Annotated in this window: 18 protein-coding genes; all 18 read left to right on the forward strand. The window is 36.3% G+C overall.

The features are described from left to right. Window positions 1-130: 130 nt before the first annotated feature. Window positions 131-547: a VOC family protein gene (locus JML65_RS02775; RefSeq protein ID WP_084087703.1), complete on the forward strand. Its 417-nt coding sequence runs from the start codon at window positions 131-133 to the stop codon at window positions 545-547. 12 nt (window positions 548-559) lie between these two features. After that, on the forward strand, window positions 560-1,021 hold the full coding sequence (locus JML65_RS02780; RefSeq protein ID WP_047486060.1) for a DinB family protein: 462 nt from the start codon (window positions 560-562) through the stop codon (window positions 1,019-1,021). Between the two features lie 33 nt (window positions 1,022-1,054). Continuing rightward, a complete protein-coding gene (locus JML65_RS02785; protein ID WP_047486058.1) occupies window positions 1,055-1,579 on the forward strand; it encodes a hypothetical protein in 525 nt (174 codons plus the stop codon). A gap of 3 nt (window positions 1,580-1,582) precedes the next feature. After that, window positions 1,583-2,359 (forward strand): alpha/beta fold hydrolase, encoded by a 777-nt coding sequence (locus JML65_RS02790; protein WP_047486057.1) that lies wholly within the window; start codon window positions 1,583-1,585, stop codon window positions 2,357-2,359. A gap of 123 nt (window positions 2,360-2,482) precedes the next feature. After that, complete coding sequence (locus JML65_RS02795) at window positions 2,483-2,914, forward strand: VOC family protein (protein WP_047486347.1); 432 nt, start codon at window positions 2,483-2,485, stop codon at window positions 2,912-2,914. 80 nt (window positions 2,915-2,994) lie between these two features. Next, on the forward strand, window positions 2,995-3,408 hold the full coding sequence (locus JML65_RS02800) for an SRPBCC family protein (RefSeq protein WP_084087696.1): 414 nt from the start codon (window positions 2,995-2,997) through the stop codon (window positions 3,406-3,408). A gap of 35 nt (window positions 3,409-3,443) precedes the next feature. After that, window positions 3,444-3,683 (forward strand): DNA-directed RNA polymerase subunit alpha C-terminal domain-containing protein, encoded by a 240-nt coding sequence (locus JML65_RS02805; RefSeq protein ID WP_237390768.1) that lies wholly within the window; start codon window positions 3,444-3,446, stop codon window positions 3,681-3,683. A 212-nt stretch (window positions 3,684-3,895) separates the two neighbouring features. Beyond that, window positions 3,896-4,762, forward strand: a complete 867-nt coding sequence (locus JML65_RS02810) for a VOC family protein (RefSeq protein ID WP_202269836.1) — start codon at window positions 3,896-3,898, stop codon at window positions 4,760-4,762. A gap of 46 nt (window positions 4,763-4,808) precedes the next feature. Next, on the forward strand, window positions 4,809-5,642 hold the full coding sequence (locus tag JML65_RS02815) for an SDR family oxidoreductase (protein ID WP_202269837.1): 834 nt from the start codon (window positions 4,809-4,811) through the stop codon (window positions 5,640-5,642). Window positions 5,643-5,723: 81 nt separating this feature from the next. Beyond that, window positions 5,724-6,152 (forward strand): SRPBCC domain-containing protein, encoded by a 429-nt coding sequence (locus tag JML65_RS02820; RefSeq protein WP_047486050.1) that lies wholly within the window; start codon window positions 5,724-5,726, stop codon window positions 6,150-6,152. Between the two features lie 66 nt (window positions 6,153-6,218). Further along, window positions 6,219-6,677, forward strand: coding sequence for an SRPBCC family protein (locus tag JML65_RS02825; protein ID WP_047486048.1), 459 nt, complete (start codon window positions 6,219-6,221; stop codon window positions 6,675-6,677). A 121-nt stretch (window positions 6,678-6,798) separates the two neighbouring features. Then, the gene (locus JML65_RS02830; RefSeq protein WP_047486046.1) at window positions 6,799-7,257 is read left to right on the forward strand and encodes a membrane protein; all 459 of its coding nucleotides are present in this window, start codon (window positions 6,799-6,801) and stop codon (window positions 7,255-7,257) included. A 177-nt stretch (window positions 7,258-7,434) separates the two neighbouring features. Further along, window positions 7,435-9,444 carry an alpha/beta hydrolase family protein gene (locus JML65_RS02835; RefSeq protein WP_202269838.1) on the forward strand — a complete coding sequence of 670 codons (2,010 nt, stop codon included), beginning with the start codon at window positions 7,435-7,437 and terminating at the stop codon, window positions 9,442-9,444. Window positions 9,445-10,313: 869 nt separating this feature from the next. Continuing rightward, window positions 10,314-10,868 (forward strand): RNA polymerase sigma factor, encoded by a 555-nt coding sequence (locus tag JML65_RS02840; RefSeq protein ID WP_228406274.1) that lies wholly within the window; start codon window positions 10,314-10,316, stop codon window positions 10,866-10,868. Window positions 10,869-10,879: 11 nt separating this feature from the next. Further along, complete coding sequence (locus JML65_RS02845; RefSeq protein WP_047486038.1) at window positions 10,880-11,212, forward strand: hypothetical protein; 333 nt, start codon at window positions 10,880-10,882, stop codon at window positions 11,210-11,212. A 90-nt stretch (window positions 11,213-11,302) separates the two neighbouring features. Further along, on the forward strand, window positions 11,303-11,560 hold the full coding sequence (locus JML65_RS02850; RefSeq protein ID WP_115919507.1) for a hypothetical protein: 258 nt from the start codon (window positions 11,303-11,305) through the stop codon (window positions 11,558-11,560). 158 nt (window positions 11,561-11,718) lie between these two features. Then, window positions 11,719-12,360 (forward strand): alpha/beta hydrolase, encoded by a 642-nt coding sequence (locus tag JML65_RS02855; protein WP_202269839.1) that lies wholly within the window; start codon window positions 11,719-11,721, stop codon window positions 12,358-12,360. Between the two features lie 249 nt (window positions 12,361-12,609). Then, window positions 12,610-13,257 carry a J domain-containing protein gene (locus JML65_RS02860; protein ID WP_115919503.1) on the forward strand — a complete coding sequence of 216 codons (648 nt, stop codon included), beginning with the start codon at window positions 12,610-12,612 and terminating at the stop codon, window positions 13,255-13,257. Window positions 13,258-13,739: the final 482 nt, after the last annotated feature.

Raw genomic sequence — 13,739 nt, forward strand, 5'->3', positions numbered from 1 at the left:
CAAAAAGCGTTTCTTATTCTACCTTAACAGATGCTTTACTTTCAAATAACATTAAATATTGCCTTATGCCAGGTTAGTTTTTATTAAACCTTGGTCATTTGGTTACAAGTTTAACACTAAAAATTACAAAATGCGAATCAATGATATTTACGTCAATTTACCTGTAAAAGACGTGCAAAAAACCAGAGAGTTCTGGACGAAGCTTGGCTTTTCTATAAATGAACAGTTTTCGAATGATCAGGCAATATGTGTAGTCATGAGAGAAGATCATATTTACACCATGTTTCTGAAAGAAGAATTTTTTCAAACATTTACGGACAGACCTTTTGCCAAAGGAGATACTACACAGGTGCTTCTTGCAATAGGTGTAAACAGTCGTGATGAAGTAGATCATATGGTAAAAACAGCTCTCGAAAACGGAGGTTCAAAATATAGTGAACCTCAGGATCACGGATGGATGTATCAAAGTGCTTTTGCAGATATTGATGGCCATCAGTGGGAAGTGATGTATGGAGATCTCTCACAATTGCCCGCAGACCAATCATAATATTTTAGCATTATGGAAACTATATCAAACGAAATAGAATTTGTAAAAAACCAGGTGACCAGTAATTATCAGGTGATCTCTTTGAATATCGAGGGTATTACGCACAATGAATCAATGGTTTTTCCAAATGGTGAGGCTAATTCTATGAATTGGATTCTCGGACATTTAATTTATATAAGAAATGCTTTTCTGAATATCCTGGGTGAAGAATCTGTTTGGGATGGAGAGAAGTTCTCCTGCTACAACAGAGGAGAAATACCGTTGGAGCGGAAGGCTGAGTTTGTAAATTTTGAAGAACTAAAATCTTATCTGAACCAGTCTCAGGATATATTGGACGCAAAGCTTAATGCTCTTGAAAGATTTACTCCTGGAAGCAGTACAGATATTTCAATGCTTTGCCTTCATGAAATTTACCACAGCGGACAGCTGGGCTACCTTCGCAGGATTCTGGGAAAACCGGGAGCGATAAAGTAAGGTTTAAAAATAAAATCCATAAAAAATAAAAAGATGGACACACCAAAATCAAAAAAAATGGAACTCATTATTCCGGCTTACAGAATGCATACCCAAAGCTTTATGAACGTTTTGGACGGTATTTCGGAAGAAGATGCGTTGAAAAGAATTGAAAATAAAACCAATCATATTGTATGGATGGCAGGAAACTTTGTGAATATGAGGTATGGATTGGGTTGGGTACTGGGACTGCAGGATCAGGATCCTAATAATGATCTCTTTTTTCAGGGAAAGGCATTGGATGAAAGTAATACATACCCAACTTTAACTGACCTGAAGAAAAATTTCCATGATATTTCTTCAAAAGTGTATCAGAGATTAGGGGAAGTAACAGATGAAGAGCTTGATGAGATTTTTGAAATAGGGATGAACATTCCTTTTATCACAGAAAACAAACTCAATTTTGTAGGAATGTGTATTGGCCGTGAAGATTACCTGTGCGGGCAGATCGGGTTGATGCGTAAAATTTTAGACTACCCTGGAATGAAATATGATGTGGACGAAAATATAAAATATTAACCCATGAATCCGGTAGAAAAAGGCTATAAAAGAGTCAATGGAATTCAGCTGTATTATGAAATTTATGGTGCAGGAAAACCTTTGGTACTGATCCATGGAGGAGGTTCCTCTATTCTGTTTGATTTTAAAGAAGTTATTGCAAGGCTGGAAAATAAATTTCAGCTGATTGGCATTGATCTTCAGAATCACGGGAGAAGTGAGCATCGGGATATTCCTGAAACATTTGAGCAGGATGCCCGGGATGTTGCTGCTCTTTTAGGGGAACTCAATATTAAAAAAGCTTCATTTTGGGGATTCAGCAATGGTGGAAATACCGTGATGCAGATTGCTCATCTTTATCCGGATGTTGTAGAAAAAATGGTGGTTGCTTCAGCATTTTATAAGAGATCAGGAATGATTGACGGCTTTTTTGAAGGGATGCAGGAGGCAACGTTTGATACCATGCCGGAGCCCTTTAAAATTAATTTTTTAAACCTGAACCCTGATTTCTCAAAGCTTGAAAATCTCTTTGACAAAGACTGTAAGAGGATGCAGACTTTTGAAGATTGGGATGATGAGGTATTGACTTCTATCCACTCACCCGTACTGTTTATCAGTGGTGATAAAGATGTCATGAAGCCCGAACATACAGTTGCTATGTGGAGGCTGGTGAAAAATTCACAATTAATGATACTTCCCGCTACCCATGGTACTTATATGATGGCCGATTTCGATGGAAGTATGGATGTAGATCTAATAAACTTTACTGTAAAAGAAATAGAAAATTTTTTAAATAAATAAAATACGGCTAGTACCGGTTGTTTTAAAAGTAACACCAATGTTTGATATCGTTGCCGTGTTATTTATGAACCTTTTGTACTATTTGTGTTTACCAATAATCTTAATAACTTAAAATTAAAAATCATGGCAAAATTAAATCCGTACTTAAATTTTGATGGAACCGCAGAAGAAGCGTTCAATTTTTACAAATCTGTCTTTGGAGGAGAGTTTCTGGGTGAAATCCACAAGATGGGGAACGCTCCGGGTACTGAAAATCTTTCAGACGAGGAAAAAAACAGAGTAATGCATGTAGCGCTACCTATTGGAAATGATCTTTTAATGGCTTCGGATATCGTTCCGGGATTCGGACAGACTCTGACAGTAGGAAATAATAATTATGTTTCTATTTTTCCGGAATCGAAAGACGAAGCTGAAAGACTTTTTAAAGGACTTTCAGAGGGAGGAAATATAGAAATGCCGCTTGAAGATCAGTTTTGGGGAGATTATTTTGGAAGTTTCCAGGATAAATATGGCGTTCATTGGATGGTGAACTATAATGACGAATACACAAAATAATCTTATATTTAACTCATTATAAATAAAAGGGCACTCATTTTTTTGGAGCGCCCTTTACCCAATCACTTAAAAATAGAACTATGGATCCAATTACAATAGACATTACAATTTTAGCTCCGGTAGAAAAGGTCTGGAATTATTTCAATGAGCCTAAACATATTACAAAATGGAATTTTGCCCATGAAAGCTGGCAGTGCCCAAGTTCTGAAAATGACCTGAAAGTAGGAGGGAAGTTTAAAAACAGAATGGAGGCCAAGGATAAAAGCTTTGGGTTTGATTTTGAAGGTGTATATGATGAGGTTATCCCTAACGAAAAAATACAATATCATATTGCGGACGGAAGAAAAGTAGAAGTGATCTTTGATCAAGTAGATGAAAATACGACAAAGGTTACTGAGATTTTCGATCCTGAAAAGCAAAACTCTGTGGAAATGCAAAGAGAAGGCTGGTATGCTATCCTCAATAATTTCCACAAATATGTTGAGAATCATTAAAAACACTTTTTACCGCCATGATCAATTTAGTTATCATGTCAAAGAGTTTAAACTCTATTTATACTTTTAACTATGATCCTAAAGAACATTTTCTTCATGGAGTGATTGCCATACCTGCAAGAAGAGCTTTGGAAAAGGAAAAAATAGACTCCCTGGAAAAGCTGTCGGATTATTCTGAAAAAGAAATTATGCAGATGCATGGTTTTGGGAAGAATACCATGGAAAAATTAAAGAATCATATGAAAGAGAATCAGATGTTTTTCAAGGAACTATAAAGTGTAAACTACAGAAATTTTACTGTGTCATTGCAAAAAACAAGATGATCCTTGTGAATGCAAAGACATAAGATTTCCTTTGCCATATGTTTCCCTTGCGATTCTGAGTGGAAAATAGGATTTTCCAAACTCTGTTCGGTAGCAAAGTAAAAGTACTTAAATCAGAAAAAAGTAATCAAAAACTATATTAATCTATTTTAAAATCTAAACTAATGAATAAAGATATTTTCCCGTGTCTCTGGTATGACGGAGATGCAAAACAGTCCGCAGAATTTTATTGCAAAGTTTTTGATGGGGAGATTACGGCAGACACACCAGTTGTCATGAATGTTGACCTTTTTGGGCAGAGAATAATGCTGCTGAACGGTGGTCCGCAATTCAAAAAGAACCCTTCAGTTTCTTTCATGGTGATTTGTGACACAGAAGATGAAGTCCAGAAATACTGGGATCAGTTACTGGAAGGGGGAATGGCATTAATGGAGCTGGGATCTTATTCATGGAGTAAAAAATATGGATGGGTTCAGGATAAGTTTGGAGTGACCTGGCAAATATTTTTAGGAGAAAAGGGAGGCGATCAGAAAATAGTTCCTACCCTGATGTTTATCCATGAGAACAACGGCAAAGCTAAAGAAGCGATGGAGCTTTATACACAGACTTTCCCAAATTCGAATATCGGAAATATACTGAAATACGGAGACGGGGGAGAAGGACATAGTATAACGGAACCTGCCGAAAATGTTCAGCATGCCCAGTTTAGTATTGATCATTACAGTCTGTATTGTATGGATAATTCTTATGATCATCAGTTTGACTTTAATGAAGGAATTTCCATGGTGGTGATGACTGATGACCAGGAACAGACAGATCGTTACTGGAATGCTTTGACTTCAAACGGGGGCAGAGAAAGTATGTGTGGCTGGCTGAAGGATAAATATGGTCTGAGCTGGCAGATTGTTCCTAAAAGATTAATTCAGCTAATGAATGATTCAGATCAGGAAAAAGCTTATAAAGTAGTACAGGCGATGATGAAAATGCAGAAAATTATAATACAGGATCTGGAGGACGCGTATCATTCCTAAAAGTTTTTCGGCTTGCCATTTGATGTCATTTAGGAAAGATTTGCTTATGAAAACACAGAACAAGTCAAAATCTAAATCAAAAGTCCCTCAAGAAGGACTGTTTCCGGAAATCATCCGAAACGATTACCTGGGAAGCCGGAAATTATTTGAAAAAAAAGCGGTAATCTCAGGAGGAGACAGTGGAATAGGGCAGGCTGTAGCCGTTCACTTTGCCAGAGAGGGAGCAGCTGTTGCTGTGATCTACAAAGAAAGTGATGACGATGCAAAAGAAACCCAAAGACTGGTGGAAGAAGAGGGACAGCAATGTATCCTGCTGAAAGGAGATTTAACCCAAAAAGCTTTCAGAACAAAATGTACAGAGAAGATCAAATGCGAATGGAAAAATGTGGATATTCTGGTTAATAATGCTGGAATTCATACCTCAAAAAACAGTCTGGAAAAGATTACGGATGAGCAGATCCGGGAAACATTTACGACTAATATCCTTTCAATGATCTCCCTGACGAGGAATTTCCTTCCGCTGATCAGAAAGGGAGGCCGGATCATCTGTACAACTTCTGTTACCGCCTATAGAGGAAGTGATCATTTGATAGATTATGCCGCTACAAAAGGAGCTGTACTGGCTTTTATCCGCTCATTGGCCGGTAATCTTGCTGAAAAAGGAATCCTGGTCAATGGGATTGCTCCCGGTCCCATATGGACACCTTTGGTGAAGGAAGCCTTTAGTGATCTCTCCACATTCGGAAAAGATACTCCTTTGAAGAGGGCAGGACAGCCTTCGGAAGTAGCACCTGCTTATGTATTTTTAGCTTCTAAAGATGCGAGTTATATCACCGGAGAGGTGATCCACATTAACGGAGGTGATTTCGTGGGAGGCTAGGAATTAAATACTAAAAGTTGCAGTCAGCTATTGAGAAGAGATCTGCCGTCTGCAACCTAATGACAATAAATAATAAATACTATGGAAAAATTATCATACGAAATCGAGATTAATGCAGAACCGGAAAAAGTATGGAGTGTCCTTTGGGGAGATATTACCTACAGGCAGTGGACAACAGCCTTTACAGAGGGCTCCTTTTATGAAGGGACACTGGAAGAAAATAATATTATAAAATTCTATGACCCCAAACATAATGGAATGTACAGCAGGGTAGAAAAAATTGTACCTAATCAGGAAATAAAATTTCTGCACCTGGGAGAAATATATGAAGGAATTGAAGTTGCTCAGAACTGGGGGGATGCAACAGAGTCTTATTTCCTTGAGGAAGTGGAAGACGGAACGTTAGTGACGGTAAAAATTCAGACTCCGGAAGAATTTAAAGATTTTTTTGAAGAAAAATTTCCAAAGGCATTAAATATCGTGAAACATCTTTCCGAAAATCAGCTTTAAACAGAAACTGTGACCCCTATGATGTAAAAACTGTATAAACAAACGAACCACAAAAAAAATTACAATATGGAAACCTTATCGTATGAAACAATAATAGATGCTCCCTTGCAAAAAGTTTGGGACATCCTTTGGAGTCCTGATACCTATAGTGAATGGACCAAATATTTTGGTCCGGGATCTATTATGAAATCCGACTGGAAAGTTGGTGGGAAAACATATTTTCTTAATGATAAAGGAGAAGGTATGGTTTCTACCATAGATAGCCTGGAAGAGCCTACGCAGATTGTTTTTAAACACCTGGGAATGGTGGATAAAGATGGCAATGAGGATACCCAGAGTAAGGAAGTTATGGAGTGGAACGGCTGTTTTGAAAAATATTTCCTCATCGATTTTGGTGGAAAAACAAAGCTTCATGCAGAAGTGCAGGTGGAAAAAGATTGGGAAGACCATATGAATACAGGCTTTACAAAAGGCCTGATGACCGTTAAAAGTCTGGCAGAAGGAGTAAATCTAGGTTCCGTATAAAAAGCATAGTACATATTTGCTATGTATAGACTGGTAGATTTAGGCTACAGATCATTAAAAAATTGTAATTTTCCTAATCTCTGCAATCTATTACCTGCAGTCTGTAACCTAAAAGAAAAGTATGAAACTACTAACAGTCCTTTTTGGCACATTCATTCTGGCGTTACTGGGAACAATGGTATTCCAGGGGAAGCCTGATTTTTTATTTTCAGGAAACCTCGGAATGGCGGTTTTCATCATTTTTACGGGATTATCCCATTTTAAATTTCAGAAAGGAATGGCGATGATGATCCCGGAATTTATTCCCGGACGAATGTTTTGGGTATATTTTACCGGAGTGTTGGAAATTGCAGCAGGAATAGGCCTGATGATTCCGGCGATAAGGGAAATTACTGCGATCTTACTGATTGTTTTTTATGTATTGGTATTTATAGCCAATATCAACTCTTCAAGGAGAAAGATTAATATTTTTAAAGCAGATTATACCGGCCCCGGAATGCGGTATCTTTATGTTCAGAGAATTCCGATGCAGCTGATTTTAATAGGCTGGACATGGTATTTTGGAATTTATTTACACTAAATAAAATGACAGTCTTTTTGGGCTGTCTTTTTTATTGATGAAAAATATTTCCTCAACTGGTGTTAAATGATGTAACGTTTTGAGGCTGTTGTATGTCTAATTGTAAAGAAGTGTTTATTCTTTTGTTGATTTAAAAGTTTAAATACAAAACATAATTTTAACTTTAATACATAAGTTATGAATCTAAATTCCAAAATTTTAACCACCGCCAATATTGTAATCTCTGCTATTATGATCCACGCACAAAGTACAACAGCCAAATTACCTGGTGATCCTACATTACCGTCTTCAAAAGCTAGTTTGGAGAAACTTGTTTCTTATGATAAAGGAACTTTCAAATATAAAGTTGAAGATTATTTTGCAAGACCCAAAGCTTCGGCATTTAAAATTTCTCCTGATGGAAAATACCTTTCCTACAAGGAGAAAGATAAGGACATGAAAAATCATGTGTACGTCAAAGAACTGGGTACAGGAAAAATCACTAAAGCAATTGTAGAAAAAGATGACCTGATCAAAAACTATGGCTGGCTTAATAAAAGCCGTCTTTTTTATACCCAGGATAAAGGAGGAAATGAAAATATCCACCTGTATGCTGCCGATACTGACGGAGGGAATCTTAAAGATTTAACACCGTTTGAAGGAATAACACTGGGCACAATCAGACCTATAAAAGATACTGATTTTGTAGTGGTGACCATGAATAAAAATAACAAACAGATCTTTGAACCCTATAAAATCAATTTTGTTACCGGCGAAATAACCCAGCTGTATGAAAATAAGGATGTCAATAGCCCTATTGATGACTATATTTTTGATAAAGACGGAAATTTAAGAGGATATACGGTTCTTGAAAACGGTCTTACTACCAAAACGTATTATAAAGATTTACAAACCGGGAAATTCAATCTTCTGAAATCAACGGACTGGTCAGATACCTTCAATATTATCAGGTTTAATGATAATTCTAAAAATAAGGATGAAGCGTATGTGGTGACCAATTTAGACAGTGACAAATCAAAAATCGTTTTATATGATTTAAAGAAAAATGCGGTAATCAAAGAGGTGTATTCTCATCCTGTATATGATGTAAACTCCATAAGTGTTGCCGGTAAAAACAGAAATTATGAACTGGACTATATCAGTTATAACGGGGTAAAAGGAGAAACTGTTCCTGTAAGTAAATTTTACAAAGAAATAGATGACAAATTAAAAGCTCAGTTTAAAGATAAAGAGTTCGGAATTGTTTCTTCAGATGATAATAATGAAAAACTCCTGGTTATTGTCGCGAGTGATAAGCTCTACGGAACTTACTATGAGTATGATACGAAAACCAAAGAATTAAAACTTCTTTATAACCTTATGCCACAACTTAAAGAAGAGGATATGGCAGAAATGAGACCTATTGAATTCAAAAGCAGAGATGGATTGACAATTCATGGGTATATTACATTGCCTAAAGCGGCTTTAGAGGGTAAGAAAGTTCCTTTGGTAGTAAACCCTCACGGTGGTCCGCAGGGAATCAGAGATGATTGGGGTTTCAACCCTGAAACGCAATTGTTTGCCAGCAGAGGATATGCAACTCTTCAGGTGAATTTCAGAATTTCCGGAGGCTATGGAAAGGGATTCCAGAAGGCTGGGTATAAACAGATTGGAAGAAAGGCCATGGATGACGTGGAAGACGGGGTGAAATATGCCATTAGCCAGGGATGGGTAGATAAAGATAAAGTGGCCATCTATGGAGGAAGTCATGGAGGCTATGCTACTTTGATGGGCTTGATTAAAACTCCGGATCTGTATGCTTGCGGAGTGGATTATGTGGGGGTATCCAATATCTTTACCTTCTTTGCTTCTTTCCCTGAATACTGGAAACCTTATAAAGAAATGGTAAAACAGATCTGGTATGATCTGGATAATCCTGAGGAAGCTAAAATTGCCAAGGAAGTTTCACCGGTTTACCAGATTGATAAAATCAAAAAGCCATTATTTGTAGTTCAGGGGGCCAATGACCCAAGAGTGAATATCAATGAATCCGACCAGATTGTTAAAGCGATGCGCGCTAAAGGATTCGAAGTTCCTTATATGGTAAAATACGATGAAGGACACGGATTTGGAAAAGAACCTAACAGAATAGAGCTTTATAAGTCTATGTTAGGATTTTTTGCAGAAAACTTTAATAAAAGTAAATAAGAAGGATAGCATTTTATAAAATAACGGAGAGCACTTAGCTCTCCGTTTTGCTGTTTACCATCTGGTGTAAGTTCTGTTTCTAAGAGTAGGTTATAGGTGTGGAGAGTTGGAAAAAACGCAAAGGCGCAAGAAGATTTTACAGGCTGGTATTTTTAAGACGCAAAGATTTTATCTGCGATAAAATGTAATGTTCCATAGGTTTTTGAGTGGCGTTGTCTTTGTTATTCCGCAGGAATCTAAACTGTGTTATTAAGAAATAGGATCGATGGATATGGAGGTGTAAGGTGTTCTGTTTCTAAGAGTAGGTTAGGTGTGGAGAGTTGGAAAAAACGCAAAGGCGCAAGAAGATTTTACAGGCTGGGTGTTTTTAAGACGCAAGGATTTTATCTGCGATAAAATGTAATGTTCGATAGTTTTTTTGACTGGCGTTGTCTTTGTCATTCCGCAGGAATCTAGATAGTGTTATTAAAAAATAAATATAGATTTCTGAGAATGACTAGCATTGAATGATAAGGGGTAAAATAACGATAATAAAAGCAAAGGGTTATGGATACATTATGTTGCCCATAATGAATATACCCACAAATACCCTAGCCCTGATAGCAGTGGTTACCCCACAGCATGGAATGGCTCTTTTAAGAAAGCCCGGGCGCGAGGAGTATGAACGGATAGCAGGAAGAAGCTCCCCGGAATATGAGTAATGAGTGATTAGTGATTAGTAATGAGTGGGTTGTAGGAAAAAAAATTCTGAGATAAAAATCCGATGGATAAAAGAAAAATTGGATTTTGAGAAAAATATTTTAAATTTATTAAAGTAAAACCAAAAGGATAGCCGTCTTGTCAGTATGGAGGTTGTCGAAAAAATAACAATGCCACAGAAGGAGAAAGAAAGTATCATCTCACAAACCGTTTCAAGCTACGGAGGGAAACTGATGTCTTATATTCGTCCTAAAGTGAAAAACACGGAAGATGCAGAAGATATTCTGCAGGAAGTGTGGTATCAGTTCAGTAGCCTTACCAATCTTTCTGAGATTGTGAATGTTGGAGGCTGGTTGTACAGAGTGACGGCGAATAAAATAACAGACCGTTACCGGAAAAAGAAAACAGAAAATCTTGAAGATTTCGTCTATGAGGATGAAGACGGAAGCTTTTCCATCAAAGATATCTTATTGATGGATGAAAGCGCAGGTCCTGAAGTGAAGATGTTTCAGGATGAAATCTGGAAAAAGCTGTTTGAAGCACTTGATGAACTTCCCGAAAAACAAAGGCTGGTCTACGTAGAAAATGAACTGAACGACAAAACCCTCCAGGAGATCGCCGATGAACAGGGAGAAAATATCAAAACCATCATCAGTAGAAAAAACTATGCTGTGAAGCATCTGAGAAACAGATTGAGAAAATTATACGAAGATTTAAAAAGTTAGAAAAAGAAATTATGAATCATAAACACAAAAAGGGCTGGATTTTTTTATTGTTATGTCCACCATTAATCCTCTTAGCCGTTACATGGATTGTAATGATGCTTTGGAACTGTCTGCTTCCCGAAATTTTAGGGGTAAAGTCCATTACATTCTGGCAGGCCATGGGAATACTTGTTTTAAGTAAGATTCTTTTTGGAGGTTTCCATTTTGGTAAGGGGATGAAAGATTTCAAGGAAAGAAAAATGAGAGAAAAAATGGAAGGATTATCCCCTGAAGAAAGAGAAAAATTCAAGGAAGTTTGGAGAAATAAATGCTCAGGAGGATTCTTCAACAGAAACAACGAATAATTTAAAAATTTTAAAGAAGTAGTAAAGTAAAATTAAAATTCATTCGTCTATATAAAAAATAAGAAGTAGTAAAATTTAAAATTTAGAAAGATGAAAAATTCAGCATTAAAAGGAGCTCTTGGAGCACTAGCCGTTGTAGGAGTAGCACTCATAGCTAAAAAAGCGGCACAAAGAAAAAGATTTATCAGAGGGGTCTTTGATGAATACGGAATCAAAGAAAAATCCCCTTTCGGATTAGCCGATAAAATCAGGGAAATGAATGAGGAGGATTATCAGGAGCTGAAAGGAAAGTTTAAAAAAGAATTCAGTTCAAGATGCTGCAGAAAGGATAATACCTTTGAAGCATAATACGTGAAAGACTAAATTGAAATTGTTTAATTCCGGCGCGGGAAGCAGAGCTTCCCGCGCCGGAATTTTTGTATATAATGGTCTGAAGCCTCGCCGGAACCCAACGTATGATTAGTCATTTAAGTGCTATATTTGTTTAAGCATTATCTTCAGGAATTATGATGAAATATCAACATATCTTTATTGCCTTAGTATTATTTTCCTCAATGTTTGTGTCGGGCCAGAAATGTCGGCAAAAACAGTATATTTTCTTTCTGCATAATAAATTTTTAGAAGATCATTCTTTAAAAGAAAAACATCCGAAGTACGGTATTGCGGAATATGAGTCCATTCTTAAGAAGCTTAAAGGAGAAAATAGAGTTGTTATTTCTGAAAAACGGAAATCCGATACCAATCCTGCTCTGTATGCCTTAAAGGTAAAGACGCAAATTGACAGTTTGATTAAAAAAGGAGTCTCTGTTAATAATATTACAGTTGTTGGAACTTCCCAGGGCGGTTATATTGCACAGTATATATCTTCTTATGAGAAAAATCCAGGTTTAAAATTTGTATTAATAGGTTCAACTTTTAAAGATGATTCTCTGGAGAAAGACGAAAATTTTAGACTTTACGGAAAAATATTATCGATCACTGAACAATCTGATGAGGGTCATGTTGCCCTTTCAGAAGAGCAACGATTCAGCCGGTCGGATATAAAAGACTTTAAGGAAATTGAACTTAAGACGGGCCTGAATCATGGTTTTCTGTTTAAGGCTCTTGATGACTGGATTATTCCCACTCAAGAGTGGATTTGTCATTAGTTTTTATAATTATGATGGTATGATGTTTAATTTTCCTCAGGGAAATGATGTAGATCATATATAAGAATGATTCTGTATCATTTAATCAATAAGACCAACTCAACCTGCAAGGGGATAAATTCGTGTTATATTTTTCAAGTTTAAGTCTTTAGGAGAGAGGAGTAATGGATATATTCTATCAAAGATCATACACTTTTTACTATAAGATCTTATCCATGGAAAAATAAATTCTTATTTTTGTATTGCTCAATGAAAGATTACTACTATTTTCTCGGTATATCGCAGGAAGCTTCTGAAGAGGATATTAAAAAGGCCTACCGGAAGCTGTCTTTAAAGTATCATCCGGATAAAAATGATAATGATGATTTTTTTGCTGACCGTTTCCGTGAGATTCAGGAAGCGTATGAAACGTTGAGTGATCCTGCAAGAAGACATTCTTACGATCAGAATTTAGAAAGCCATCAAAGAAGTTTCAGGTATAATGTTCCCCCTGCGATCAAAACTTTTTCTGCCAATAAAATTCATGCTAAAAAAGGAGAGGAGATTATCATCAGCTGGCAAACGACGAATGCTGATGTAGTGAAAGTATTGCCTTTTGGACTGGAAAAGCCGTATGGAGAAAGAATATTTAAGATTACGGAATTTAAGGATGGAAAATTCCAGCTTTTACTTCACGCTACCAATTCTCTTTTACATAAAACCGTTGTTCAGGGAATTACGATTACAGAAGTTTTTGAAAATGATTCGGAAAAATTCAAAAACACAGTAGAAGAAATGTTTAAACCCCAACCAAGAACAAGGATAAATAAGGCTGGTCAGCCTAAAATTGTAATGTTGCTTTTGGGAATAATGATATTGGCAATTGCTGTATATATATTAGTGAAGAACTTTAGCTAATCTATGCCATTTTCTTTCTTCCGGGACATTTTTTACATCTTTTACCTTTTTTGAATTTTTTACAGCAAGATTTCTTTTCACAGAACATCTCTTCATTCTGAAAAGCATAGACAGGTGCTAAAGGCGGTACTTTAAATGGAGTAATCATATTCATGTTGCAAATATATTAATTTAGAATAAATATAATTAATAAAATTTCATAATTTTCTAAAAACCTGATGTATAGCAGTGGAGGATCCCTTTTAGAGCGATAAACCAGCCCGATAAATTAAATCAATTGCTCAGTTTATTTTCCACATTTCCCTATTGGTTTTATTTTTTCAGCATAAATTATACATAATTCATGATGGCAAAAATAATCTGCGAATTCATTATATTTCAATTGATCAATCAGTGTTTTATTGATGTTAAATTCTCTGTATTTTTGAGTATTATGTATAGAATAGTTGTAATCTTTGCTTATAATTCTCCAAACCCGTCTT

Source organism: Chryseobacterium sp. KMC2 (genome assembly GCF_016756935.1).
Taxonomy (GTDB): Bacteria; Bacteroidota; Bacteroidia; order Flavobacteriales; family Weeksellaceae; genus Chryseobacterium; species Chryseobacterium rhizosphaerae.

What these genes read in the sequence shown, in the direction of transcription:
- JML65_RS02775 (WP_084087703.1), top strand. Translation starts at nt 131, where the DNA reads ATGCGAATCAATGATATTTACGTCAATTTACCTGTAAAAGACGTGCAA.
- JML65_RS02780 (WP_047486060.1), top strand. Translation starts at nt 560, where the DNA reads ATGGAAACTATATCAAACGAAATAGAATTTGTAAAAAACCAGGTGACC.
- JML65_RS02785 (WP_047486058.1), top strand. Translation starts at nt 1,055, where the DNA reads ATGGACACACCAAAATCAAAAAAAATGGAACTCATTATTCCGGCTTAC.
- JML65_RS02790 (WP_047486057.1), top strand. Translation starts at nt 1,583, where the DNA reads ATGAATCCGGTAGAAAAAGGCTATAAAAGAGTCAATGGAATTCAGCTG.
- JML65_RS02795 (WP_047486347.1), top strand. Translation starts at nt 2,483, where the DNA reads ATGGCAAAATTAAATCCGTACTTAAATTTTGATGGAACCGCAGAAGAA.
- JML65_RS02800 (WP_084087696.1), top strand. Translation starts at nt 2,995, where the DNA reads ATGGATCCAATTACAATAGACATTACAATTTTAGCTCCGGTAGAAAAG.
- JML65_RS02805 (WP_237390768.1), top strand. Translation starts at nt 3,444, where the DNA reads ATGTCAAAGAGTTTAAACTCTATTTATACTTTTAACTATGATCCTAAA.
- JML65_RS02810 (WP_202269836.1), top strand. Translation starts at nt 3,896, where the DNA reads ATGAATAAAGATATTTTCCCGTGTCTCTGGTATGACGGAGATGCAAAA.
- JML65_RS02815 (WP_202269837.1), top strand. Translation starts at nt 4,809, where the DNA reads ATGAAAACACAGAACAAGTCAAAATCTAAATCAAAAGTCCCTCAAGAA.
- JML65_RS02820 (WP_047486050.1), top strand. Translation starts at nt 5,724, where the DNA reads ATGGAAAAATTATCATACGAAATCGAGATTAATGCAGAACCGGAAAAA.
- JML65_RS02825 (WP_047486048.1), top strand. Translation starts at nt 6,219, where the DNA reads ATGGAAACCTTATCGTATGAAACAATAATAGATGCTCCCTTGCAAAAA.
- JML65_RS02830 (WP_047486046.1), top strand. Translation starts at nt 6,799, where the DNA reads ATGAAACTACTAACAGTCCTTTTTGGCACATTCATTCTGGCGTTACTG.
- JML65_RS02835 (WP_202269838.1), top strand. Translation starts at nt 7,435, where the DNA reads ATGAATCTAAATTCCAAAATTTTAACCACCGCCAATATTGTAATCTCT.
- JML65_RS02840 (WP_228406274.1), top strand. Translation starts at nt 10,314, where the DNA reads ATGCCACAGAAGGAGAAAGAAAGTATCATCTCACAAACCGTTTCAAGC.
- JML65_RS02845 (WP_047486038.1), top strand. Translation starts at nt 10,880, where the DNA reads ATGAATCATAAACACAAAAAGGGCTGGATTTTTTTATTGTTATGTCCA.
- JML65_RS02850 (WP_115919507.1), top strand. Translation starts at nt 11,303, where the DNA reads ATGAAAAATTCAGCATTAAAAGGAGCTCTTGGAGCACTAGCCGTTGTA.
- JML65_RS02855 (WP_202269839.1), top strand. Translation starts at nt 11,719, where the DNA reads ATGATGAAATATCAACATATCTTTATTGCCTTAGTATTATTTTCCTCA.
- JML65_RS02860 (WP_115919503.1), top strand. Translation starts at nt 12,610, where the DNA reads ATGAAAGATTACTACTATTTTCTCGGTATATCGCAGGAAGCTTCTGAA.